At 64.7% G+C, this 23,287-nt stretch carries 19 protein-coding genes; 10 read left to right on the forward strand and 9 right to left on the reverse strand.

What is annotated here, in order from left to right; all coding sequences use genetic code 11:
- Nucleotides 1-19 precede the first annotated feature (19 nt).
- The 4 genes from LQR33_RS07095 (at nt 20) to LQR33_RS07110 (ending at nt 5,336) form a co-directional block, all read left to right on the forward strand.
- Nucleotides 20-1,918 (forward strand): GMC family oxidoreductase, encoded by a 1,899-nt coding sequence (locus LQR33_RS07095; protein ID WP_221667655.1) that lies wholly within the window; start codon nt 20-22, stop codon nt 1,916-1,918.
- Nucleotides 1,911-3,047, forward strand: a complete 1,137-nt coding sequence (locus LQR33_RS07100; protein WP_221667654.1) for a ferritin-like domain-containing protein — start codon at nt 1,911-1,913, stop codon at nt 3,045-3,047. Before LQR33_RS07095 ends, LQR33_RS07100 begins: the two co-directional genes overlap by 8 nt.
- A 319-nt stretch (nt 3,048-3,366) precedes the next feature.
- A complete protein-coding gene (locus tag LQR33_RS07105) occupies nt 3,367-4,041 on the forward strand; it encodes a hypothetical protein (RefSeq protein WP_231468146.1) in 675 nt (224 codons plus the stop codon).
- A gap of 236 nt (nt 4,042-4,277) precedes the next feature.
- A complete protein-coding gene (locus LQR33_RS07110) occupies nt 4,278-5,336 on the forward strand; it encodes an RNA methyltransferase (RefSeq protein ID WP_231468148.1) in 1,059 nt (352 codons plus the stop codon).
- Nucleotides 5,337-5,408: 72 nt separating this feature from the next.
- Here LQR33_RS07110 and LQR33_RS07115 read toward each other — a convergent pair whose 3' ends face one another.
- The 5 genes from LQR33_RS07115 to LQR33_RS07135 form a co-directional block, all read right to left on the reverse strand.
- On the reverse strand, nt 5,409-6,722 hold the full coding sequence (locus LQR33_RS07115; RefSeq protein ID WP_231468150.1) for an aerolysin family beta-barrel pore-forming toxin: 1,314 nt from the start codon (nt 6,720-6,722) through the stop codon (nt 5,409-5,411).
- Between the two features lie 659 nt (nt 6,723-7,381).
- Nucleotides 7,382-7,606, reverse strand: a complete 225-nt coding sequence (locus tag LQR33_RS07120) for a hypothetical protein (RefSeq protein ID WP_166440584.1) — start codon at nt 7,604-7,606, stop codon at nt 7,382-7,384.
- Nucleotides 7,607-7,832: 226 nt separating this feature from the next.
- Nucleotides 7,833-9,059, reverse strand: a complete 1,227-nt coding sequence (locus tag LQR33_RS07125) for a sugar MFS transporter (protein WP_231468151.1) — start codon at nt 9,057-9,059, stop codon at nt 7,833-7,835.
- Nucleotides 9,060-9,075: 16 nt separating this feature from the next.
- A complete protein-coding gene (locus tag LQR33_RS07130) occupies nt 9,076-9,750 on the reverse strand; it encodes a transaldolase family protein (RefSeq protein WP_231468153.1) in 675 nt (224 codons plus the stop codon).
- Nucleotides 9,747-10,613 (reverse strand): helix-turn-helix transcriptional regulator, encoded by an 867-nt coding sequence (locus tag LQR33_RS07135; protein WP_166440586.1) that lies wholly within the window; start codon nt 10,611-10,613, stop codon nt 9,747-9,749. Before LQR33_RS07135 ends, LQR33_RS07130 begins: the two co-directional genes overlap by 4 nt.
- A gap of 325 nt (nt 10,614-10,938) precedes the next feature.
- On the opposite strand from LQR33_RS07135, the gene LQR33_RS07140 reads away from it, so the two are divergent.
- The 3 genes from LQR33_RS07140 to LQR33_RS07150 all read left to right on the forward strand — a co-directional run bounded on the left by LQR33_RS07140 (nt 10,939) and on the right by LQR33_RS07150 (nt 13,055).
- Nucleotides 10,939-11,721 carry a M949_RS01915 family surface polysaccharide biosynthesis protein gene (locus LQR33_RS07140; protein ID WP_221665000.1) on the forward strand — a complete coding sequence of 261 codons (783 nt, stop codon included), beginning with the start codon at nt 10,939-10,941 and terminating at the stop codon, nt 11,719-11,721.
- A 180-nt stretch (nt 11,722-11,901) separates the two neighbouring features.
- A complete protein-coding gene (nfsB, locus tag LQR33_RS07145; RefSeq protein ID WP_166440588.1) occupies nt 11,902-12,555 on the forward strand; it encodes an oxygen-insensitive NAD(P)H nitroreductase in 654 nt (217 codons plus the stop codon).
- A gap of 44 nt (nt 12,556-12,599) precedes the next feature.
- On the forward strand, nt 12,600-13,055 hold the full coding sequence (locus LQR33_RS07150; RefSeq protein ID WP_231468155.1) for a VOC family protein: 456 nt from the start codon (nt 12,600-12,602) through the stop codon (nt 13,053-13,055).
- 21 nt (nt 13,056-13,076) lie between these two features.
- Here the strand turns inward: LQR33_RS07150 and LQR33_RS07155 are convergent, their stop codons facing one another.
- From LQR33_RS07155 to LQR33_RS07165, 3 genes are read right to left on the reverse strand one after another with little or no spacing between them, the layout of a single operon-like run.
- Nucleotides 13,077-14,456: an efflux transporter outer membrane subunit gene (locus LQR33_RS07155; RefSeq protein ID WP_231468157.1), complete on the reverse strand. Its 1,380-nt coding sequence runs from the start codon at nt 14,454-14,456 to the stop codon at nt 13,077-13,079.
- Entirely contained in the window at nt 14,453-17,581 is a 3,129-nt protein-coding gene (locus LQR33_RS07160; RefSeq protein WP_269326216.1) for an efflux RND transporter permease subunit, read from the reverse strand. The genes LQR33_RS07155 and LQR33_RS07160 overlap by 4 nt, the downstream gene beginning before the upstream one ends.
- A gap of 3 nt (nt 17,582-17,584) precedes the next feature.
- Complete coding sequence (locus LQR33_RS07165; protein ID WP_231468159.1) at nt 17,585-18,649, reverse strand: efflux RND transporter periplasmic adaptor subunit; 1,065 nt, start codon at nt 18,647-18,649, stop codon at nt 17,585-17,587.
- 360 nt (nt 18,650-19,009) lie between these two features.
- Between LQR33_RS07165 and fepB the strand changes: the two genes are divergently transcribed.
- Nucleotides 19,010-20,011: a Fe2+-enterobactin ABC transporter substrate-binding protein gene (gene fepB / locus LQR33_RS07170; RefSeq protein WP_231468161.1), complete on the forward strand. Its 1,002-nt coding sequence runs from the start codon at nt 19,010-19,012 to the stop codon at nt 20,009-20,011.
- 70 nt (nt 20,012-20,081) lie between these two features.
- Here fepB and entS read toward each other — a convergent pair whose 3' ends face one another.
- The gene (gene entS / locus LQR33_RS07175; RefSeq protein WP_166440592.1) at nt 20,082-21,356 is read right to left on the reverse strand and encodes an enterobactin transporter EntS; all 1,275 of its coding nucleotides are present in this window, start codon (nt 21,354-21,356) and stop codon (nt 20,082-20,084) included.
- Between the two features lie 178 nt (nt 21,357-21,534).
- Between entS and fepD the strand changes: the two genes are divergently transcribed.
- Complete coding sequence (gene fepD, locus LQR33_RS07180; protein WP_231468163.1) at nt 21,535-22,515, forward strand: Fe(3+)-siderophore ABC transporter permease; 981 nt, start codon at nt 21,535-21,537, stop codon at nt 22,513-22,515.
- The coding region (locus tag LQR33_RS07185; RefSeq protein ID WP_231468164.1) for an iron chelate uptake ABC transporter family permease subunit at nt 22,512-23,287 on the forward strand (776 nt) is incomplete at its 3' end. The genes fepD and LQR33_RS07185, both read left to right, overlap by 4 nt.

Below are 23,287 nucleotides of genomic sequence, written 5' to 3' on the forward strand. Positions count from 1 at the left end.
ACCATCAAGCGAGCACACCATGAGCGATCAACATTTCGATGTCGTCATCGTCGGCACGGGCATTGCCGGAGCCGTGCTGGCCAAGAATCTCACCCGGGCAGGCAAGCGGGTGCTGATGCTGGAGGCAGGCCTGAAAGCCGGGATGGAGCTGGACGCGGAGGCCGCCTTCTCCAATTACCAGTCCTATCTGGACACCTTCCATTACAAGGCCGCCCCGGCCACCAACGGCCCTTATCCCGCGCTGGAGGACGCGCCGGCGCCCAATGTGCTGGACATCACGCTAGACATCCCGGCGGAACAGCCTGGTTATCTGGTGCAAATGGGGCCGCAGGCCTTCGGCAGCGACTGCCTGCGCACGCCCGGCGGCACCACGCTGCACTGGCTGGGCAACGTGCCGCGCATGCTGCCCAACGATTTCCGCATGCGCACCCTGTATGGCCGCGCGGTGGACTGGCCGATCAGCTATGACGACCTCAAGCCCTATTACGAGCTGGCCGAGCTGGAGATAGGCGTGTCCGGCGACGTGGCCGCCCAAGTGGGCCCGGACATGAGCCGCGCCAATTACGGCGAGCGCTATGTGTTCCCGATGCACGCGATCCCGCAGTCCTATCAGGATTTGGCGTGGATCAGGAACGCGGACGGCGCCAAGGTAAGCGTCGACGGGGTGGATTACCAGGTAAGCTTCGTCAGCATGCCGCAGGGCCGCAATTCCAACCCCAACCCTGCATACGGCCAGGGGGCTATCCAGTGGTCGCCGGCGACGCAGCGCTTCGTCATCGAGAAAACCCGCGGCGTTTACCAGGTTGTCGGCTCGACTTGGTCGCCTTACACCGGCGAACGCTGCGAGGGCAACGCCAGCTGCGTGCCGCTCTGTCCGGTCCAGGCCAAGTACAACGCGCTGAAAACCCTGAAGCAGGCCGACATGAACCGGCTTGTCGTCATCACCCAGGCGGTGGCGTCCAAAGTATTGGTCGACCCCGCCACCAAACAGGTGACCGGCATCGAGTACAAGCATTACCGCCACCCGGACGTCGGCGACTACGCCACGCATACCGCGCATGGCGCGCTGTACGTGCTGGCGGCCAACGCGCTGGAAAACGCCAAGCTGCTGCTGATGTCCGGCGTCGCCAACTCCAGCGATCAAGTGGGCCGCAACCTGATGGACCACCTGGTCATGCTGACCTGGGGCCTGTTCAAGCACGAGAAGGTCTATCCCTACCGCGGACCGGGCTGTACCACCTACATCCCCACCTTCCGCGACGGCGCCTTCCGCAGCGATTTCGCGGCCTGGATCTCGCCGGTGGACAACTGGGGCTGGTCGTGGCCGACCAATGCGCCGGGCAGCGATGTGAGCCAGGGCATGAAGGAAGGCCTGTTCGGCAAGGAGCTGCGCGCCTATCTGGCGGACCGCGTGCCGCGCCAGGCGCTGCTGCACTTCGAGTGCGAGCAGCTGCCGTCGCCGGACAACCGGATCACGATAGACGCTCGCTTCAAGGACAAGCTGGGCAATCCCAGGCCGGTCATCCACTACAGCGTCTCGGACTACGAGCGCAAAGCCTTCGCCGCCGCCAAGCAGGCGTCCGACCAGATCTTCGCCCAGGCGCAGATCCACGACTTCACCCAATACCAGTCCGGCCAGCCGGATTCGGTGCAATGGGAGGGCGTATGGTATGAATTCTGGGGCGCCGGCCACATCGTCGGCACCCATCGCATGGGCAGCGACGCGGCCACCTCGGTGGTGAAGCCGACGCAACAAACCTGGGACCACGACAATCTATACCTGGTGGGCTGCGGCAACATGCCCACTCTCGGCACCTCCAATCCCACCCTCACCCTAACCGCGCTCGCCTTCATGGCCGCGGAAAACATCATCAGGCAGCTGGATGCGCCGGCCCGCCAAGGAGGAAGCCATGAATAACAATTACGCGACGCAAACCTCCCGCGGCCGCCTCCGCCAGCGCCTGATCCGGCCTCTGGAGCCGGCGCTGCAAGCGCTGCTGCTCTCGCCCGTGCCGGAAGGCTTCCGCATCAGCGGCACCATCAAAACCATCGAGCAGCTGCGCGAGCATCTGCAAACCGCCATCGAGCTGGAGCATTCCACCATCCCCGTCTACCTGACCACGCTGTACACGCTGGACGAACGCAAAAACCGGTTCGCCTGCCAGGCCATTCAGGGCGTGGCGATGGAAGAGATGCTGCACATGATCCAGGTGTGCAACATCCTGAACGCGGTGGGAGGTTGCCCCGCCATCAACAAGCCGGACTTCATCCCAAAATATCCGACGCCCCTGCCGCACAGCGACGACGCCTTCCTGGTGTCGCTGCAGAAATTCTCGCCCGACGCCATCGACACCTTCCTGAAGATAGAAATGCCCGCCGGCAAGTGCGCGCCTCCGGAAGCCAACCACTACGCCACCATCGGCCAGTTCTACCACGCGATCCGGATCGCGCTGGTGGAGCTGGACGCGCATAACCGGCTGCACGGCGGCCCCGGCATTTTCACCGGCGATCCCGCCCGCCAGGTGCTGCCCGAACATTACTACGGCGGCGGCGGCAAACTGCTGCCGGTGCATGAGTTGCAGGACGCCTTGCTGGGCATAGAAGAAATCGTCGGCCAGGGCGAAGGGGTGGATGGCACCATCATCGACACCGACAGCGTTCTGTTCGGCCAGGACGTGGAATACGCCCATTACTTCCGCTTCAACGAGGTCAAATATGGCCGGCGCTACCGGCCCGACGACAATGCCAAATATCCGCCCACCGGGCCGGCGGTGGAGGTGGACTGGCAAGCGGCGGCGGACATGGCGCCGAACCCCAAGATGGCCGACTATCCGGAAGGTTCGCCGGTATGGAAGCAAACCCGGGAGTTCAATCGCATCTACACCAGCCTGCTCGACCAATTGCACATCGCCTGCAACGGCCAGCCGGCCAGCCTGTCCGGGGCCATCCCCATCATGTACCAGCTGAAATACCAGGCCCAGGCGCTGCTGAACCTGCCCAACGGCCGCGGCGGGCGCGCCGGGCCCAGCTTTGAATACATCGCCTAGGCCTTGCCTCGACGGCGCGCCGGAATGGGCGCCGCCGGGGCAAGGCTCCAGCGCCTGCCAGATCATGGCGGAATGAACTCAGTAGTAACCGCAAGAATGCCGAATCCATCTTTTAGGGCAGGGCCTTCCTGCTCTTCCTGATCTACTGTTGATTGGTCATTGACGCGGGAAACCGGCTCGACGCCGGAAGGCGGCCTCCCTTGCCCAGGCCTCGCAGAGCCATTTCTGCCCGGATTTGCCGCCGCTTCCCGCCATAGGCGCAACGCAGCGTTCCGCATCAACGAAATCCACGTCAACCGCAGGCCTTCTGGAGATAACCGTGGCCCCCTTTCCTACACCCGTCACCCAAGTCCGCGTCTACCCCTACATCCCGGATGCGCCCATCATCGTGCCTCCGGTCTTCACCGGCGGAGCCGGCACCTACTCGGTAGGCACGCTGACGACGAACATTTTCTACAATCTCGACCTCACCTCCGGAGAAGCCGAAAACGGCGGCCCCCACGCGGGCAACAAGTATTACGCCGTGTGCAAAGACGCCTCCGGCAAGGAATTCACCACGCCGTGGATGACCTGCCTGAAGGCCGGCCCGCAGCCCCAGTTCGGACGCACCACCCATCTGGGTCATCCCATGCATCAGACCGGAGCCGACGCCGGTTCCGACGCGGCGGTCGCCAGCCCCGACATCGCCTACCAGATCCACCTGTCGGATATCGCAGTGAATGCTTACGTGCCGCCGACCGAGCCGCTGCTGATCCCGCTGATCGAGGGCGGCAAGGGCGTCGCCACTTTCGCCGGCCTGCTGCCGGGAGGCTCGTGGTCGGTCAGCGTGGCCGGCGGCGAACGCGTGAATCCGCTGCACCCAGGCATGACCGCCACCATCAGCGGCACCAACGTCGCCACCGGCAAGCCGTTCCACATCCCGGCCGTCTTCATCACCAAGGAGGCCGGCGACCCGGCGATCTTCGTGCAGCTGCGCCACCCGCGCGAAAACTGATCTAGGCCTCCCCGGCCGTTCAAGCCTGAAACCGGCGGCCGCATCCATCACAAGATGCGGCCGCCGGTTTTATCCAAATCTGCTTTTCAGCCGCGGTTTTCAGCCCGTCCCCACCTCGCCACCCGACGCCGGCGAAAATCCCCACCCGCGCCGGATCAACTTGCGCTACGCTACGCGCTTTGTGCCGAAACGCGCGCCGTCGCCGCGCGGGCAGCAACCGTATTCAGAAGCAGCGCATGCGTATCCAGGAATTCCATCAAGCCCTCGCCGGCATCGGCGCCCGCCCCTGCCATATCGGCCGCATCAACCGCGCCTGGCTCAAGGGGCAGCCCTTGGACGCCGGCACCCGCCATCAGAAGAGCGAAAACTACTTTCCGCTATCCGTGCGCGACGGCCTGCCTCCCATCGCCTCCCAGGTGGAGGCATTGGCCCGCATCCATTCGCAACACACGGCGGACGATGGCTCGCTGCGGCTGCTGGTCGAACTGAACGATGGCCAGATGGTGGAAAGCGTATTGCTGCCCCGCGATGGCTTGTGCGTGTCCAGCCAAGTTGGCTGCGCGGTGGGCTGCACCTTCTGCATGACCGGGAAAAGCGGCCTGCTCCGCCAGCTGGGCAGCGCGGAGATCGCCGCGCAGATGGCGCTGGCGCGGCGCATCCGTCCGGTGAAAAAAGTGGTGTTCATGGGCATGGGCGAGCCGGCCCACAATATGGAAAACGTGCTGGAGGCCATTCAATGGCTGGGCACCGACGGCAATATCGGACACAAGAACCTGGTGTTTTCCACCGTGGGCGATCCGCGCGTGTTCGAACGCCTGCCCCAGTTGCAGGTGAAGCCAGCGTTGGCGCTGTCGCTGCACACCACCCGCGCCGATCTGCGCGAACAGCTGCTGCCGCGCGCGCCGCGCATCGCGCCGGACGAGCTGGTGGAGCTGGGCGAGGCCTATGCCCGTGGTTCAGGCTATCCCATCCAATACCAGTGGACGCTGCTGGCCGGCGTCAACGACAGCATGGAAGAGATGGATGCCGCCGCGCGCCTGCTCAAGGGCAAGTACGGTGTGCTCAATATCATTCCCTACAACAGCGTGGAGGGCGACGATTACCAGCGCCCCAGCGACGAACGCATCGCCCAGTTCAAACGCTATCTGCACGACAGCGGCGTGTTGACCAAGGTGCGCGACTCGGCCGGCCAGGACGTGGACGGCGGCTGTGGCCAGCTGCGCGCGCGGGCGGCCGGCGTCATCGATACCAGCCGGCTGCGAAAACGCCGCGGCGAATCCCCCCCCAGTCAATAAAATACGCCTGCGCCCGGCATGTCTGTCCGGACACAGGCGCTGTTGCGGCAAATCAAACCTTTCTGGGTCTGATCACCGGATCGGCGATGCGGCGGATGGCGCAGCCTGCGGCTTGCCCACTGTGAAGCGCAGGTTCTTCAAGCGGCCCGGCACATCCTTCAGGTCCCCGCTCACCACGCGATACTGGATTCCGCCGGAGGCCGCCGCGCCCAGGCTGGCCGAGCGGGCGGTCTGCGCCTGCGCGCTCAGCGGTTCCACCGGACCGGCCGTGATGGTGTAGGCCGTGGAGTCCACCGCGCTGAAGACCCCGGTGAACTGCTGCTTGAACTTGCGTTTGGAAATCGAGCCGATGTAGTACTCGATGGTGCTTCGCGAGTACTGGTTCACCGCCCACGGCCAATCCCATTTCGACGTCGCCGGATTCAGGTATTGCGACAGCAGATCCTGCGCGCCGTTCAGGCCGTCCTTGCCGCCGAACTTGCTCAGATAAAACGGACGGTTGGACGGATGGCCGTTCAGCGCGTTGTCGCTGTAGCGCAGGAAGTTGTACAGCTCCGCCTCGTAAGTCAGGAACATCTTGGAGGTATAGGGAATATTGGCTTTCTGCTCGAACAGCGTCAGCGTGATCAGGCGTTTGCTCTTGGGCGGCAACACCGCCCGGTACTCCGCCGTTTGCGAAGTGGTGCTGCTGGTGCCGTTGGTGGTGGTCCAGTCCGCCCCGGAAGCGATCTCTACCGCTACCGAGGTTTCCGCCCCGCCGATCAGCGGCAGACCGCCCGTCCACTTGTTGGTCATCGTCACCTTGCCGCTGACGCTGATCTTGTCGGCTTTGGACCAACTGACCGTGGAATCGTATTTCAGGTTGGCCACGCCGGTGTCGGACTGGTCGCTGTGATTTTCCAGCACCACCGTCACCACTTTCAGCGGTTTCTTGTTATACAGCTCCGGCGAGCCCAGTTTCATGTCGTCCGGTTCCATCATCCACTGGATGTTGGAAAAGGCCATGCGGAAACGCTTGTCCGCCCAATACCCGCCCGGCCCCTTCGGATCGTACTTGGCATTCATCATGTAGCGGTATTTATTGTCGGGCATCGACAGATTATCCAGCATGGTGTCGATGCGCCGGTATTCAAACTCCTTGCCCACGGCGGTATTACCGTTGGTATTGCCGCCTACCCAGCCATAACCGAGATAATGCGCCAGTAACGCCCATGGTTTGAAAAATGCGTCCGACGTCACAATTTTCTGAATGGTGGACTCATTATCCGGGGACATCTCCGTATACACCACGTCGCTGAATTGTGGCACGGTATCCGCCGCCCATGCCTGCTGCTGGCAAGCAATGAACAATATTGAAGCGGGAAGCGTGGCTTTTATCAATTTCATGTTTTATTCCCTGCGTAAGAAATGAATCAATGCAAGCGCCGGTCATCCAATCTGCCAATGGAATACCCCGGCTTTTACACCATTGCGATGCAGAGCAAATACTTTACTTTGCATGAAGAATCCTAATTAGCACCGGATATGAATCGCAATAATTCTTAACGCCGCTTTTGTAAACATTCACCAAAATTTATTTACATATTGCCAGAATGAAAAAGGCTAAGTAAAAATGCTTATGTCCTGAAGCTAGCAGTGGCAGGTTAACCCGCGCAGAAAGTCAGTAATCGCCTAGCCGCGTCCCCATGCATTGCGTCGCACCAAATCCATCCTTTAGAACAGGTGTCGCATTCGCCACATAATTGGCCGCCCAGACATGGCCACAACGTCCGTGTCTGGCAGCGCAAAAGTACGCCAACCTTGGACGACTCCATGCGTAGTTAGCGGATGTCTTCCAATGGCTGCGGGGGATTACTGGTGGGAAACTGGGCGCAGCGCTGGACTGCGCTCGCGCGTGTGGACGGGAGTCATGAAGAGCAGGCTATGTCGGCCGGAGGGTCGCCGGCATGCAGATGGTAAGCTGGCGCTGCGCGGACATCCCGCCGCAGCGCTTGGGGTAAGACAGCCGCCAGTCCATTCCGACGACAATAGGACGGGCTACGACATCACAGGGAGGGGGTATGAATATCGTCCGGATTCAATAGCCGGTGCTTAAGCCCCAGCTGCATCAGGGAAAGCAAGTACTCCTTGGTGAATACCAGCGAGCCTTCCCATTCCGATCCTTGTTCGCCGACGATCACCGGACTGGTGACCAGCACGTGGTCGCCCTGAATCACATCCAGAGCATAATCATCGTCCGCTATTTTCTTGACAAGTCTGCTTGGATTCATCACTGTTGCTCCTAGTGGGATTTTCCTGCATCGTTCAGTACTTAATCAAACTGCCGTGCAGCATGAAAAAAATCTTACGACGCCAAGATATCCCATGCCGCGCCGGCAAATAAGTACAGATTTCTGTAGTCTTCCCTCTTCCTGTCCCAAAAGCCGAGCAACTGCGAAAGTTTGCGCGCCAAAACAAATAAAGCCGGCTTTCGCCGGCTTCCTTGCGCCTACTACTTCAAATCGAGCCGACCACGACCTGAGCGGTCCTCTCCTTCTCCAGATATACGCTGTATAGGAAAATCACGATAAAGCTGGCCAAGGGGATCGCATACGCCAGCGACGTGCCGTAATGGTCGGACACATAGCCCATCAAATAGGGATAAACGGCCCCGCCGCTCACCGACATCGCCAGGATGGAGCTCGCCCGCTTGGTCTGGCGCTCCAGACCCTTGATCGCCAGCGAGAAAATGGTGGGGAACATGATGGACATGAAAAAGAACATCAAGGTCAACGCCCCCACCGCGATGGCTCCGCCCATAGTCACCACCACCAGCGACAGCAGAATGTCGGCGAAGGCGAACAGCATCAGCAAGCGGCCGGCAGACAGGCGGCCAATGGCGAAAGTGCCGACGAAACGCCCCGCCATGAACAGCATCATCGCCAGCGACAGCAGCCAGGCCGCTGACTGCGCGTTCAGCCGCATGCCGCTCTCCATCGCGTAATTAATGAAGAAGGCCCCGATCCCCACCTGCGCCGCCACGTAGAGGAACTGCGCCAGCACCCCGAACACGAAGCGCCCGTTGCGGATCAACGGCCGGCCCTCCTCCCGGTCGATCGCCTCATACCGCCCCACATCCGGCATCGGCGTTCTGGCGATGGCCAGCGCCAGCAGCGCCACGAATGCGGCGATCCACACGTAGACTTGCATCACCATGTCGTGCTGCGCGCCAGAGGGCGCGCTATTGCCCAGCTTGAAGAAGAAGGCCCCGCCGATCAGCGGCCCCACCACCGTGCCCAGCCCGCAAAAAGCCTGGGCCATGTTCAGCCGTCGCTCGGAGCGGTTCTCGTCGCCCAGCAGAGAAATATAGGGGTTGGCGGTGGTTTCCAGGAAGCCCGATCCGCAAGCCAGCACGAACAGCGACAGCACGAAGGCTAGGAAGCTGGCGTTCAGCAGCGACGGGATGAACAACAGCGCGCCGGCGGCGAAGAAGCACAAGCCGGCGATCAGCCCGCGCTTGTAGCCGAAGCGCTCGTTGAACAAGGCCGCCGGGATGGAGATCACGAAATAAGCCAGGAAATAAGCAGTCTGCAGCCAGCCGGAATCCGCCTTGGACAACTGCATCGCCTGCTGGAAATGCTTGTTCAACACATCCAGCAAGCCGTAGGACATGCCCCACAGGAAGAAGGTGCAGGTCACCAGGATGATGGTTTTCTTCAACAGCGCGTCATCACGATTCATCATTTGCTTTCTTGCCTTCTCACGCCTTGAACAGCGCGGCGTCCCGCGTCAGTCCGTTGCTCTGCCAGGCCGCGTCGAACTTGCGCAGGCTCTGCTCGATGTCCTCGCTGGACGCGTGGAGCTGCTGGAACACCGCCACCGGCAGCGTGACTGCGGCCACCCCGGTTTGCGCGCAGCGCAGGAACTGATCCACCGTTTTGACCGCCGCCGCCAGGATGGAGGTCTTGTAGCCGTAAGCATCCAACAGCCGCTGCGACTGCTCCAGCACCTCGAAGGCGTTGCCAGTGGAAAGCTCGATCCGGTTCACATACGGCGCCGCGTAGCTGGCGCCCGCCAGCGCCGCCAGCGCCAGCTGCCGGGTTTCGAAAATGGTGGTCGCCAATGTGGCGATGCCTTCGCGCTCGAGAATAGATATCGCGCGGAAGCCATCCCCCGCCGCCGGAATCTTGACGACCATCCTGGGGCTGATGCCGGCGATGCGCCGGGCCTGCACCAGCATGCCGTCCAGTCCGCGCGCCACCACCTGCACCGCCAGCGGCCCGCTCTGGGCGTCCAGTATCTCGCCCAGCACGGCCTCCACATCCCGGTTGGACGTCGCCAGGATCGACGGATTGGTCGTCACGCCGGCCAGCACGCCCATGGCCTGGGCCTTGCGGATGGCGTCAATGTCTATCGTGTCCAGCCATATCTTCATTTGTTTGCACCACTCGCCACGGAAAAGGGATAAATATTGCGCGCGCTCAGCTTGCCGATCACAAAGCCCAGCTGGCACAGCGACCGGCAATTGAGCCGTTCCTTGATATTCTTGATGTGCTTGTTGACCGCGTCGCTGGTGATGTCCAGCGAAACGGCCGCCTCGGCGCAGGACGCGCCGCTCACCAGTTCGCGCATCAGCGCCACTTCTTTCTTGGTCAGGTAGGCATTATGGTCCGCATCGCCCAGATAGATGCGCGACACGTCGCGGCGGTCCATCAGGCTGTAGAAGTCGGAAACCAGCATGTCGTGGTTGATGTCGCTGTCCAGGATCAACTTGCCCCTGGCCGATTCCGGCAGGTAGATCCGGTCATGGCCGGCGGATTCGATCACGTCGTGCAGCTTGTACTTGAACAGCGAGACGAACTGGTGCAAATAAGCCATCTTGCCCGCCAGATAGTCATTGTTGACGCTGTTGTCGTAAACCGAGCCGAAGTGGAAGAAGTCGCAGTAGCCCTCGCTGCGCTCGATCAGCGTCACGCCGTTGTCAATGCCGAACAGCGCCGCCGCCGAATAAATGGGCTCTCGGTTCAGCCAGTTCCAAAACACGTAGCCGTCGGTGAAATTGTCCGAATCCTTTTCGAACACCGCCAGCTGGAACATTTCCTGCCGCCAATAATGCTGGATCCAGTCCGGAGAATTGGTCAGGGCGATGCGGGAGCCATCGGCGTAATGCCGGTCGAAAGTGAAATAAGCGATTTTCAGGCTGCGCAGCGGCCGGGTGAATTCCATCACCGCGTCGGTGGCGGTGAATGACGCGTTGGTCGCGTAAAACCTATCGCTTTGGAAATTGATGGCCGTCATCGCATATCCGGCAGTCTCCCGCCTTCGGGGTGTTTCCTCTGCCGCCTGCGCCGACTCGAGTAGATATAATCAGAAATAAAACTGTTCATATAGCTACAAATTACGCTGTAGGAGGTTTAAGAAAAGTGAATCATATCACCAAACCTCAAGCCAAAATCCATCAATAAACTCCCCCTTTCAGCAACTATCCACATACGAACATATATATCGATAAAATAAACCGCTGTCGCGCCCTGCCCCGGCATATCCATCAAACAGAACAGGCTTTTCCCGTCTTCGCGGATTGCGTAATATTCTGGCCTTTCGTTTGCCTACGGATTCGAATATGCGCCGTTTTTCCGCCCGTACCGCTCTTGCCGCCCTGCTATTAGCCTTGGCCGGCTGCCATGGACAAGGCGGCGCGCAGCCTGCCGCCGAGGTCCCGGCGGAGCCCGGCCCGGTCAGCCGCGTGGCCACCGTTCCCAAGGGCGTGGAGGTCAAGGGCAAGTTGGTGGCGGCCTATAGCTGGCGGGACAGCGCGGGCGACAATCTGCTGGTGCTGGGCGAAACCCATGAGGACCGAGCCAGCGACGAAACCGAATCGTCGCGCCTGTACGCGGCGCAATACCGCGTGGACGCCGGGCGCCCCAAACGCCTGTGGGCGCTGAATGACGGCGTCGATCAATGCCTGTTCGACGCCAGCGCGGAATTCGACCTGCCGGCAGTAAGTTTCCCCATGCTGGGCCGGGACGGCGCGCGCGCGGTGGCGCTGGCTTATCGCCAGACCTGCACCAGCGACGTCAGCCCCAACGAGTACAAGCTGATCCTGCATGCCGGCAAGGACAAGTTCGGCCTGCGCGGCGCCGACCGCTACGGCGTGCGCAACCGCGACCAGAAAACTGGAGAAGTGGAAGGCCTGCCCCTTCCTGCAGACTGCAGCGCCGGCGCCCAACGCGACCTGCTGCGCCGCGAAGGCGGCTCGCTGTTCGAGCCGCCGCTGCCCGGCTGCTACCAGGATGAACATGATTTCGCCAAGGCTCCGCCCGCCTACCTGGAATACATGAAGAAACAGTGGTTCAAGCGGATGCGAGAACTCGACCAAGCATGGCTGGACGGACAGACTGCCTGAGCCCGTGAGCCGAAAGATCCGGCGCGTTTTCGGCCATTTTCAAAAAAACCAAGTAAGTGATTCTGGTAAGAACTAGTTTTTCTCTCGCGGTTTGCAAAGGATCATCCATTAACTGGGCCTCCTCTCCCGCGCGATCGGAAAACGGAGGCCAACCGATCACTGACACCCAAGGCAAACACCATGAACATCGCCCATTACGCCAAAACCCGCTACACCACCAAGGCCTTCGACCCCGGCTTCAAGCTGAGCCCGGATCAGGTGGAGCAGATCGAAGCGCTGCTGCGCCACAGCCCCTCGTCCACCAACTCCCAGCCCTGGCATTTCTTCATCGCCGGCAGCGACGAAGGCAAGGCTCGCGTCGCCAAGGCTACCGCCAACGGCTATTCCTTCAACCAGGCCAAGGTGCTCAACGCTTCTCACGTAGTGGTATTCTGCACCCGCGCCGCGCTGGATGATGCCCACCTGCAAACGCTGCTGGAGCAAGAAGACCGAGATGGCCGCTTCGCCAGCGCCGAGGCCCGTGCCGGCCAGCACAAGGGGCGCTCGCATTTCGCCGATATGCATCGCTTCGAACTACGCGATGCCTCGCATTGGATGGAAAAACAGGTTTACCTGGCGGTCGGCACCCTGCTCTTGGGCGCGGCGGCGCTTGAGATCGACGCCTGCCCGATTGAGGGCTTCGACCAGCGGATCATGGGAGAAGAACTGGGATTGCGGGAAAAAGGACTGGTCGCCTCGGTGATCGTCGCGCTGGGCCGCCGTTCCGACGAAGACTTCAACGCCAAGTTGCCAAAGTCCCGTCTTCCGGCCGACGCCGTCATTACCCGGCTGTGACTGTATCGCGCCGCCCTGGCTGCGGCGGCGCCGGAGAGATCGCGATGAACATCCAGGGAATCGACCATTTCACGATCCGCGCCGCCAACCTGGAAACCAGCGCGGCCTTCTATCAGCGGGTGCTGGGCCTGAGCGACGGCCCGCGCCCGGCATTCCGCTTTGCCGGCAAATGGCTGTACGCCGGCGGCCAACCGGTGCTGCACCTGGTGGCGGCAAACGCGGACAATGCCGAGCTGGAGGCCTATCTGGGCGGCCGCGCGGCCATCTCCGGCTCCGGCCGCGTCGACCACATCGCGCTGCGCGGGCAAAATCTGATGGACATGCAAATGCGGCTCCTGTCGCTGGGCCAGGACTTCCACGAGCGCGTGGTGCCGGAGCTGGGAGAACACCAGTTGTTCATCGACGACCCGGACGGCGTCAGGATAGAGCTGATTTTCCCCTATTCTCCGGATAATCAAATGGCCGGCGAGCAATTGCCGCGACTGGACATCCAACACTGACGTCCCAGCCTCTCACCCGCGCTATCCCTCCAGCCCGCCGCCCAAAGACCGATACAACGCCGCCATGTTCTCCGCCTCGGCCAGGCTGGCGCTGATCCACTGCTGGCGCGCCGCCTGCGCCGTTCGCTGAGCCTCCAACAGGCTCAGATAGCCGTCCAGCCCTTGCCAATAACGCGCTTCCGCCAGCCGCAGCGAGGTTTCCGCGCTGGCGAGCGTCGCCTGCCGCGCCTGCGTCTCCTCAGCCAACGCCTGGCGCTGGCTCAAGGCGTCTGCCACTTCACGGAAGCCGTTCTGCAAAGCCTTCTCGTAAGCGGCCAGCGCCGCCAGCCGCTGCGCGTCTGCCTGGTCCACGCCGGCCCTGGCCGCGCCGCCGTCCAGCAAAGGCAAGCTGGCGTCCAGTGCCAAGCTAAACGCCCGCGCAGGCGCGTTCAGCAAGCCGGCCAACGTCACGCCGCTGAGCCCCGAGCTGGCGCTGAGGCCCAGCTTGGGCCACAGCCCCGCACGCGCGGCGTCGACATCCGCATGAGCAGCCCGCAGCAGATTTTCCGCCTGGCGGACGTCGGGCCGGCGCAGCAAGGCATCGGCCGGCGCGTCCACCGGCAGCGCCGCCAGCGTGTAAGGCTTGTCCACCAGCGCCGCCGGCAGCCGCGCCTCGTCAAGCTCCGCGCCGACCAGCAATTGCAGCGCCAGCTTGTCCCGCTCCGCCAGCCCCTGGTAACGGGCGACATCGGCCCGCGCCTGCTGCGCCACGGTATTCATCGAGCTGACGTCCAGCGCCGAAGCCGCGCCCAGGCGCAGCCGCTCGCGCGTCAGCGCCAGCGAGCGCTCGGCGCTTTGCTGCGTCGCCCGCGCCGCGGCCAGCTGGCTGCGGTCTGCGGCCAAGGTCAAATAAGCATGGGCTGTTTCCGCGATCAGGCTGACCCGCGCAGCCTGCGCGCCGGCCTCGCTGGCCAGATAGCGTCGCCATTGCGCGTCGCTCAGACTTCGCCCCCGGCCGAACAGATCCAGCTCGAACGCGCTGACGCCCAAACCCACGCTGACGCCGCGGCTGTCCACCGCCAACGACGGATCCCCGGCGCGGGTCAGCTGGCGGTTGGCGGTGCCCTGCAGCTGCACAGTCGGCAGCCGCGCCGCATCCTGTATCCGATATTGCGCCCGCGCCGCCTGGACATTGGCGACAGCCGTGCGCAAATCGCGGTTATTCGCCAGCGCCTGGGCGATGGTTTCGCGCAGGCCCTCGTCGACGAAGAAGCGCCGCCAAGCCACATCGGCCTGCCCGCCCTCCGCGTTCGCCGCAGGCCAATACGCCGGCACCGGCGCGGCGGGCCGTTGGTAATCCGGCTGCGGCGACGCGCAGCCAGCCAAAGCCGCGCTCATCAATAAGCAAAGCACTCGCTTCATGGCCGCGCCTCCGCCAGCTTCAAATGCCGCCGCGCGACGCGGCCAGCCAAACCTCGTATCAATACATGCGCCAGCGGCACGAAAAACAGCGTCAGCAGCGTGGCGGATACCACCCCGCCCAGCACCGCCGCGCCGATGGCGTTCTGGCTGCCTGCGCCCGGCCCGCCGGCCCAGACCAGCGGCGCGACGCCGACGCCGAAGGCCAGCGAGGTCATCAAGATGGGCCGCAGCCGCTGCCGTGCGGCGGCCAGCGCCGCGCTCAGCGCATCGTCGCCGCGCCGTATCGCCGCCTCGGCGAACTCGATGATCAGGATGGCGTTCTTGGCCGACAGGCCTATCGTGGTCAGCAGGCCCACCTGGAAGTAGATATCGTTGGACAGGCCGCGCGCCATCACCGCCAGCACCGCGCCCAGCACGCCGAGCGGAATCGCCGTCATCACCGCGCAGGGCACCAGCCAGCTTTCGTACAGCGCCGCCAGGCACAGGAAGACGAACAGTATGGACACCGCGTACAACAACGGCGTCTGGCCGCTGGACAGCCGATCCTGATAAGACAGGCCGCTCCACTCGTACTGCGTGCCAGGCAGCTTGCCGGCTATCGCCTCCACCGCCCGCATCGCCTCGCCGGAACTGACCCCGACGGCGGCCGAGCCCGACAGCGGCAGCGCCGGCAGACCGTTGTAGCGGTTCAGCTGCGCCGGGCCATATTCCCAGCGCGCGCGGGCGAAGGCGGAAAACGGCGTCATCGCGCCGTCCGCGCCGCGGACGAACCACAGGCCCAGATCCTCAGGCTTGGAACGATACGGCGCGTCGGCCTGCATCATCACTTTCTTCACCCGGCCGCGGTCGACAAAATCGTTGATGTAGCGCCCGCCCCAAGCCGCGCCCAGCGTGTCGGAGACGTTGGCCAGATCCAGCCCCAGCGCGGCAGCCTTGCTCTGGTCCACGTCCAGCCGCAGTTGCGGCTTGTCGTCGGCTGCGCCGGAGCGCACCGCGCTCAGCCTGTCGTCGCCCTGGGCCGCCTTCAGCAGCTGATCGCGCGCCTTGGCGAGATGCTCGCGGCCCAGGCCCGACGCGTCCTGCAGCCAGAATTCGAAACCATTGGTCTGGCCCAGCCCGCCGATAGGCGGCAACACCATGCCGAACACCTCGGCGTCCCGCTGCGAAGCCAGCGCGGCGGTGGCGCGGTCGGCTATCGCCTGGGCGCTGTTCTGCTGGCCGCGCCGCTGCGACCAGTCCTTCAACGCGACAAAGGCCATGCCGGCGTTCTGGCCGGAGCCGCCGAAGCTGAAGCCGGACAGCATGTACACCGACTCGACATTGGCCTTCTCGGTCTCCAGGAAATGCTTCTCCACCGCGTGCGCCACCTTGTCGGCGCGCTCATGGGTGGCGCCGGTCGGCAACGTGAACTGCGCCATCACCGTGCCCTGGTCTTCATCCGGGATGAAGGCCGTCGGCAGCTGCGGATACAGCGCGGCCAGTCCGGCGATCAGCGCCAGGTAAACCAGGCCGCCGCGCATGGGACGGCGCAGCCAGCTTGGCAGCCAGCGGCCGGCATAGGCCGACTGCAGGCGGAAAAAACGGCGCTCGAACGCAGCCAAAGGGCCGCTATCCGATGGCTTTTCCGGCCGCAGCAGCGTTGCGCACAAGGCCGGCGTCAGCGTCAGCGCGGTCAGCACCGACAGCGCCATCGCCGCGACGATGGTGATCGAGAACTGGCGGTAGATGACGCCGACCGAGCCGCCGAAGAAGGCCATCGGCAAGAACACCGCCCCCAGCACCAGGCCGATGCCAACCAGCGCGCCGCCGATCTCGCCCATCGAGCGCACGGTGGCCGTATGCGCGTCCACGCCTTGCTCGTGCATCACCCGCTCGACGTTTTCCACCACCACGATGGCGTCGTCCACCAGCAGGCCGATGGCCAGCACCATGCCGAACAGCGTCAGCGTGTTGATGCCGAAGCCAGCCGCCGCCAACACCCCGAAGGTACCCAGCAGCACCACCGGCACTGTCAGCGCCGGAATCAGCGTCGCGCGCCAGTTGCTCAGGAACACGTACATAACCAGCACCACCAGCGCCACGGCTTCCAGCAGTGTTTCCATCACCGCGCGTATCGATAGCCGGACGAAATGGGTGGTGTCCTCCGGATAAGCGACGCGGATGCCGGGCGGGAAGTTGCGCTGCAGCTCGGCGACGCGCGTCTTCACCGCCTCTGCGGTGGCCAGCGCGTTGGCGCCCGGCGCCAGCATCACCGCCAGGCCGGAGGCAGGATGACCATTCAGCCGCGAGCTGCTGCTGTAATCCTCCTGTCCCAGTTCCACCCTCGCCACGTCGCCCAGCCGCACCGCGCCACCATCCGGCAGCGCCTTGACCACGATGCCGCGAAACTGCTCCGGCGTGGACAAGCGCGACCAGGCCGTCACCATCGCGTTCAGTTGCTGGCCCGGCGGCGACGGCAAGGCGCCCAGCTCGCCGACCGAGACTTCGGTGTTCTGCTTGGAGATGGCGGCGCTGACGTCGGAGGGGATCAGGCCGTAGCTGTTGAGTTTGTGCGGGTCCAGCCATATCCGCATCGCGTATGGCGCGCCAAAGGCACGCACCGAACCGACGCCGTCCACCCGGCTAAGCGGGTCCTGCACATTGCTGGCCAGCCAGTCGGCGATATCGGTATCGCTGCGTTGGCCGCTGACATCGTAGAAGGAGGCGATCAGCAGGAAGTCGCCCTGCATCTTCTGCACCGACAGGCCGTTCTGCTGCACCTGCTGCGGCAGCCGCGCCAGCATCTGGCTGACCTTGTTCTGCACCTGCACCTGAGCGGTATCAGCGTTGGCGCCCTGGCGGAAAGTCAACATGATCTCGGCCTGGCCGGACGAAGAGCTGGTGGAACTGAAGTACATCAGATTGTCCAGGCCCTTCAGTTCCTGCTCCAGCACCTGGATCACGCTGGTCTCCACCACCTGGGCGGACGCGCCGGGGTAGCTGGCGCTGACCATCACCGTGGGTGGGGCGATGTCCGGATACTGCGACACCGGCAGCGCGCGCAAGGCGAACAGGCCGGCTAGCATGATGACGATGGCCAGTACCCAGGCGAACACCGGGCGGTCTATAAAGAAACGCGCCAGCATCGCTCAGTTCCTCCCGGCCTGGACCGGCAAGGCCACCGGCGTCGCCGCCTCGCCCGGGCGGGCGCGCTGCAGGCCGTCGACGATCAGCCTGTCGCCGGCTTTCAATCCTGTGGTCACCAGCCAGTAAGCGCCGTGGGCGCCCTCGGTCGTCAATACCCGCTGCTCCACTTTGTCGCCGGCGCCCAGCACCAGCGCGGTGGCACGGCCCTTGTCGTCGCGCGCCACGCCCTGCTGCGGCGCCAACACTGCCTGGCGGCGCACGCCCTGCTCCAGCTCGGCGCGCACATACATGCCGGGCAGCAGCAGGCCTTCGGGGTTGGGGAATTCGGCGCGAAGCGTCACCGCGCCGGACACGCGGTCGACGTTCAGTTCGGTGAAGCGCAGCTTGCCGGGATGCCGGTACGGCGCGCCGTCCTCCAGCTTCAGCGTCGCGGCCGCGCCGGCGGGCTGAAGCTCTCCATCTGCCTGCCGGCGCTTGAAGGCCAGCAGGTCCTGACTGGACTGGACGATGTCGACGTACATCGGGTCGAGCTGCTGGATGGTGGCCAGCGCCGCGCTCTGGCCAGCAGTGAGCAGCGCGCCCTCGCTGACGGCGGAGCGGCCGATGCGGCCGGAAATCGGCGCCAGCACGCGGGTGCGCGACAGATCCACCCTGGCCGCCGCCACCGCCGCCTCGCCGGCCTTTACCGCCGCCAGGCCCTTGCGGTAGTCGGCGGCCGCCTCTTCGCGCTCCTGACGGCTGACGCCGTCTATCTTGGCCAATTCGGCATAGCGTTCGGCGCGTCCCTTCAGGCTGCCCAACGCGGCGCGGGCGGATGCCAGCGTCGCCTCGGCCTGCTGCAAGGCCGCCTGATAGCCGGCCGGATCGATCTGGTACAGCAGATCGCCGGCCTTGACCAGACTGCCCTCGGTGAAATGCCGTTTCAGCACGATGCCGTTAACCTGCGGCCTGACTTCGGCACTGCGGAAGGCCACGGTGCGGCCGGCTAGCTCGGCCCGTATCGCCACATCCTTCGCCTCCAGCTTCACCACCCCTACCTCGGGCGGCTTGCCTGCCTCCGGCGCCATTTCCGTTCCCTTGCAGCCGGCCAAGCCCGCCGCAATCGCAACAACCGTCAATATCCGCATATTCCTGTGCATTCCGGCCGCGAAAGCGGGAACCATCAACCCCATCAGATGCGCGCGCGGACGCATGCCGTCATCGAAAAGCGGGCTTGGCGGCTCTCGCTCCGGGCTCAATCGAGTCCAGTGTCCAAGCAGCGGCCGGGCACGGGCGAAGCGCCCGCCGCGCGTCCGCCGCTCGCATGAGCTTGCAGGCGGATTCCCCGAATTGAGACGGGAATCTTGGCATGGGCGACAATGTTAATGATAATACTTATCACTTGCAATAAAATCGCCGAACGCTCTTGAATGCAAAGGAAACACTCCATGCAGCTCCCCCACGCCACGCGCCGCGGCGCGCTGCGCCTGGCCGCCGCAGCCGGCCTCGCCGCATTGCTCTCTGCCTGCGACGCCCCAGCCCAATCCGATGGCGCAGCCGCCGCCTCGGCTGGTTGGCCGCGCACGCTGGACACGCCCAAGGGCAAGGTGACGCTGGACAAAATGCCGCAGCGCATCGTCTCCACCAGCGTGACGCTGACCGGCACCCTGCTCGCCATCCACGCGCCGGTGGTCGCCAGCGGCGGCAGCGCCGCCCATTCCAAGGTGACGGACGACCAGGGCTTCTTCACCCAGTGGAGCTCGGTGGCCAAGCAACGCGGCGTGACGCCGCTGTACCAGGGCGAACCCAATGCCGAGGCCATCATCGCCGCCCAACCAGACCTGATCGTGATGGCCGGCACCGGCGGCGACTCCGCGCTGAAGCTGTACGAGCAGCTGAGCCAGATGGCTCCGACCCTGGTGGTGAATTACGACGATAAGAGCTGGCAGGAACTGGCGATGCTGCTGGGCCGAGCCGCCGGCCGCGAAGCCGACGCCCGCGCCGCCATCGCCGATTTCGACGCCGAGGCGGCGAAACTGAAGGCGGCGCTGAAGCTGCCGCCGCAACCGACGGCGGCGCTGGTTTATTACGAAGACGGCTCCGGCGCCAATCTGTGGACGCCGCAATCGGCGCAGGGCAAGCTGCTGCAGTCGCTGGGCTTTGAATTGGCCACCGCGCCGGACAGCGTCAAAGGCAATACCAGCATGGGCGTGCGCCACGACATCATCCAACTGACCGGCGAGAAGTTCGCCGATGGCCTGCAAGGCAAGTCGATGATCCTGTTCAACGCCGATCAGGGCCAGGTGCCGCAGGTGCTGGCCAATCCCTTCCTGGCCGGCAATCCGGCAGTGAAGGCCAGGCAGGTGTACGCCGCCGGTCTGGACACCTTCCGTCTGGACTACTACAGCGCGCGCAATCTGCTGGCGCGGCTGCGCAAGCAGTTCGGCTGAAAACCGCCCGAGCGGCGACAATAAAAAAGCGGACCGAAGTCCGCTTTTTTCATGGTTCGCCGCGCGAAGCTCAAGACCCCGCCGGCTGCTCCGCCGGTTCGCCTTCGGCCTGCTCCGGCTTGCCGCCGGAAAGACGGCGCAAGGAGCCGAAACCCGCGCACATCAGCAGGCCGGCCGCCGCCGCGCCGGCGCCGAACCAGGCCACCGCCATCAGCGGCGCCAGTGCCCGCGCCAGCGCGCCCAGACCCAGCGCGCCCAGGCTGTCGCCCACCACGTCCTGGGCGTTCCACAGACTGTTGACGCGGCCCAGAAGGTGGTCCGGCGTCTGGCCCTGCACCAGCGTGAACTGCAGCAGCGAGGCGATGGAGCCCAGATAGCCCAGCACCACCAGCGCCGCCAGGCCGTAGGCCAGATGGGTGAAAGCGCCCAAGGACGCGATGGCCAGCGACGAGGCGGTCACGCAAGCCAGCATCATCGCGCCGGGACGGCTCAACCCGCCCACCCAGCCGCTGGTGAAAGCGCCCAGCATCGCGCCCAGCGGCACCGCCGAATACATCAGGCCCACTTCGAACGCGCCGCCGCCGTAGCCGTCCTCGGCCAGCGACGGATACAGCACCCGCACCGCGCTCAGCAACGTCTGCAGCGTGCCCACCGCCACCACCGCGCCGACCACCTTGTTCTGCCACAGGAATTCAAAGCCTTCCATCAAGGACCGCAGCGGATGGGATGGCTCAGCGTTTTGCGGCTTCAGCGAAGGCAGACGGGTCAGCGGAATCAGGGTGGCCAGCGTGCCGATGCCGGCCAGCAGGTAGTTCCAGTTGACGCCGGCGGCGGTGATGATCAGGCCGCCCAGCAATGGCGACAGCACCGCGCCGAAGCGCACGGTCAGCATGCTCAGCGCGCCGGCGGCCGGCAGGTTCTCGCGGCCGACGATGACCGGAATCGACGCCATCAGCGAGGTGATGCCGATGCCGCTGAAGAAGCCGTCCCAGGTGGACACCACGTACAGCGCCGTCACCGACGGGTTGGTCATGAAGCCGTTCAAGGCCAGCGCCAGGAAGCCCAGGCCGCAGGAGGTGCGGCCCAGCAGGATCAGCCGGCGGCGGTCCATGCGGTCGGCCAGCACGCCGCCGCACATCAGGCCGGCGAACATGCCGATGCCGTCCAGCGCCATCGCCGCGCCCACCTGTAGCGTGGAGCCGGTGAGCTGATGGATCTGCACCGGCACCGCCACCATCAGGATGCCGAAGGCGAACACCGAGATCATCCGGGCGATGAAGATGGAGCGGAAATGCGGATTGAGCCTGAGCAGGCTGAAGTCGACGAAGATGGGCGATTTTTTCATGTTATCAACGCAGTGGTTCAAGAAGCGCGGCGCAGTGGCCGCGCGCGGAAAAAATTGACGGCGTCACGCCGCAGCGTGGTTTCTTCATGGAGTTTGCATGGTAACATTGCAGATTCGTATTAGGAATCATTTTCATTTAATCATGCCTACTTGCCCTCATGCGGCCACGCGCCGACGGATGACGCTCTTGCTCGCCTGCCTGACGCTGCTTGCCGTCATATCCGTGCTGAGCCTGGCGCTGGGCGCCAAGCCGATTCCGCTCGCCACCGTCTGGGACAGCCTGCTGGGCCGCGCCGCCGGGCCTGACAGCGTGGTCGTATTGCAGGGGCGGCTGCCGCGCACGCTGTTGGGCCTGTTGGCCGGCGCGGCGCTGGGCTTGTCCGGCGCGCTGATCCAGGCGCTGACCCGCAATCCGCTCGCCGATCCCGGCATACTCGGCGTCAACGCCGGCGCCAGCTTCGCGATGGTGCTGGGCGTCGCCTTCCTCGCCGTGGACAGCCAAGGCGGCTACATGGCCTGCGCGGCGGCGGGCGCGCTGTGCGCGACGCTGCTGGTCTACGTCGTGGGCGCGCGCGGCCGCCGCGCCGATCCGCTGCGCATCGTGCTGGCCGGTGTGGCCGTCGGCGCGGTGCTGATGGGCCTGTCCGCCGCCATCACCCTGCTCGACCCCATCGCCTTCAACCGGCTGCGCTACTGGAACGCCGGCACGCTGGACGTGCGCGACATGGCCGCCGTCGGCCTGGCCGCGCCCGCCATCCTAGCCGGCGGCCTGCTGGCGCTGCTGCTGGCCCGCCCGCTGAACGCGATGGGCCTGGGCAATGATCTGGCGGTCAGTCTAGGCGGCCGGCCGCTGCTGATCCAGGGCAGCGCGGTGGCCGCCGTCACCCTGCTGTCCGGCGCCAGCACCGCCGTCGCCGGGCCGATAGGCTTCGTCGGCCTGATGATTCCCCATGTCGCGCGCCGGCTAGGCGGCGCCGACCTTCGCTGGAGCCTGCCCTTCACCGCGCTGCTGGCGCCGATGCTGCTGCTGTCGTCCGACATCGCCGGCCGCTTGCTGACGCCGGGCGAGCTGCGCGTGTCCATCGTCACCGCCTTCATCGGCGCGCCGGCGCTGATCTGGCTGGCGCGCAGCCACGGCGGCGCGGGAGGCCGGGCATGAAAGCGATGGCACTACGCCTGGGCCATCCCGACGGCCGCTTCAATCTTCTCATCAAGCCCGGCCGGCTATGGCCGGCGCTGCTGCTGATGGCGGCCTGCGCCGCGCTGGCGCTGCTGAGCCTGCGCGCAGGCGCCTTGCACTTGAGCGTTGAGCAAGTGTGGGCGGCGTTGCAAGGCCAGGGCAGCCGGCTGAACGTGGCAGTGGTGCAGCAATGGCGATTGCCGCGGGTGGCGATGGCGCTGATCATCGGAGCGGCGCTGGGCATGAGCGGCGCGATCTTCCAGTCACTGCTGCGCAATCCCTTGGGCAGCCCGGACGTCGTGGGCTTCAACACCGGCGCTTACACCGGCGCGCTGCTGGTGATCACTACAATAGGCGGCAGCCATTTCCAGATCGCCGGCGGCGCGCTGGCCGGCGGCCTCGCCTCCGCCGCGCTGGTTTATCTGCTGGCCTGGCGGCGCGGCGCGCACGGACTCCGGCTGATCATCGTCGGCATCGCCGTCAGCGCCATGCTGAGCGCGCTCAACAGCTGGCTGCTGATCAACGCCAGCCTGGAATCGGCGATGAGCGCCGCGATATGGGGCGCCGGCACGCTGAACGGCATCACCTGGAGCAAGGGCCTGCCGTCGGCGCTGTTCTGCCTGCTGGCGATGCTGGCGGCGCTCACGCTGAAGCCTCGGATGCGGTTGCTGGAAATGGGCGACGACAGCGCCAATGCGCTGGGCGTGCCGGCCGAGCGCGCCCGGCTGACGCTGATGGGCCTGGGCGTGGC

Source organism: Chromobacterium piscinae (assembly GCF_021129175.1).
In the GTDB taxonomy this organism is placed as follows: domain Bacteria; phylum Pseudomonadota; class Gammaproteobacteria; order Burkholderiales; family Chromobacteriaceae; genus Chromobacterium; species Chromobacterium piscinae.

Coding starts and splice junctions, on each gene's coding strand:
- LQR33_RS07095 (WP_221667655.1), top strand. CDS start 20: ATGAGCGATCAACATTTCGATGTCGTCATCGTCGGCACGGGCATTGCC.
- LQR33_RS07100 (WP_221667654.1), top strand. CDS start 1,911: ATGAATAACAATTACGCGACGCAAACCTCCCGCGGCCGCCTCCGCCAG.
- LQR33_RS07110 (WP_231468148.1), top strand. CDS start 4,278: ATGCGTATCCAGGAATTCCATCAAGCCCTCGCCGGCATCGGCGCCCGC.
- LQR33_RS07115 (WP_231468150.1), bottom strand. CDS start 6,722: ATGAAATTGATAAAAGCCACGCTTCCCGCTTCAATATTGTTCATTGCT.
- LQR33_RS07120 (WP_166440584.1), bottom strand. CDS start 7,606: ATGAATCCAAGCAGACTTGTCAAGAAAATAGCGGACGATGATTATGCT.
- LQR33_RS07125 (WP_231468151.1), bottom strand. CDS start 9,059: ATGATGAATCGTGATGACGCGCTGTTGAAGAAAACCATCATCCTGGTG.
- LQR33_RS07130 (WP_231468153.1), bottom strand. CDS start 9,750: ATGAAGATATGGCTGGACACGATAGACATTGACGCCATCCGCAAGGCC.
- LQR33_RS07135 (WP_166440586.1), bottom strand. CDS start 10,613: ATGACGGCCATCAATTTCCAAAGCGATAGGTTTTACGCGACCAACGCG.
- LQR33_RS07140 (WP_221665000.1), top strand. CDS start 10,939: ATGCGCCGTTTTTCCGCCCGTACCGCTCTTGCCGCCCTGCTATTAGCC.
- nfsB (WP_166440588.1), top strand. CDS start 11,902: ATGAACATCGCCCATTACGCCAAAACCCGCTACACCACCAAGGCCTTC.
- LQR33_RS07150 (WP_231468155.1), top strand. CDS start 12,600: ATGAACATCCAGGGAATCGACCATTTCACGATCCGCGCCGCCAACCTG.
- LQR33_RS07155 (WP_231468157.1), bottom strand. CDS start 14,456: ATGAAGCGAGTGCTTTGCTTATTGATGAGCGCGGCTTTGGCTGGCTGC.
- LQR33_RS07160 (WP_269326216.1), bottom strand. CDS start 17,581: ATGCTGGCGCGTTTCTTTATAGACCGCCCGGTGTTCGCCTGGGTACTG.
- LQR33_RS07165 (WP_231468159.1), bottom strand. CDS start 18,649: ATGGCGCCGGAGGCAGGCAAGCCGCCCGAGGTAGGGGTGGTGAAGCTG.
- fepB (WP_231468161.1), top strand. CDS start 19,010: ATGCAGCTCCCCCACGCCACGCGCCGCGGCGCGCTGCGCCTGGCCGCC.
- entS (WP_166440592.1), bottom strand. CDS start 21,356: ATGAAAAAATCGCCCATCTTCGTCGACTTCAGCCTGCTCAGGCTCAAT.
- fepD (WP_231468163.1), top strand. CDS start 21,535: ATGACGCTCTTGCTCGCCTGCCTGACGCTGCTTGCCGTCATATCCGTG.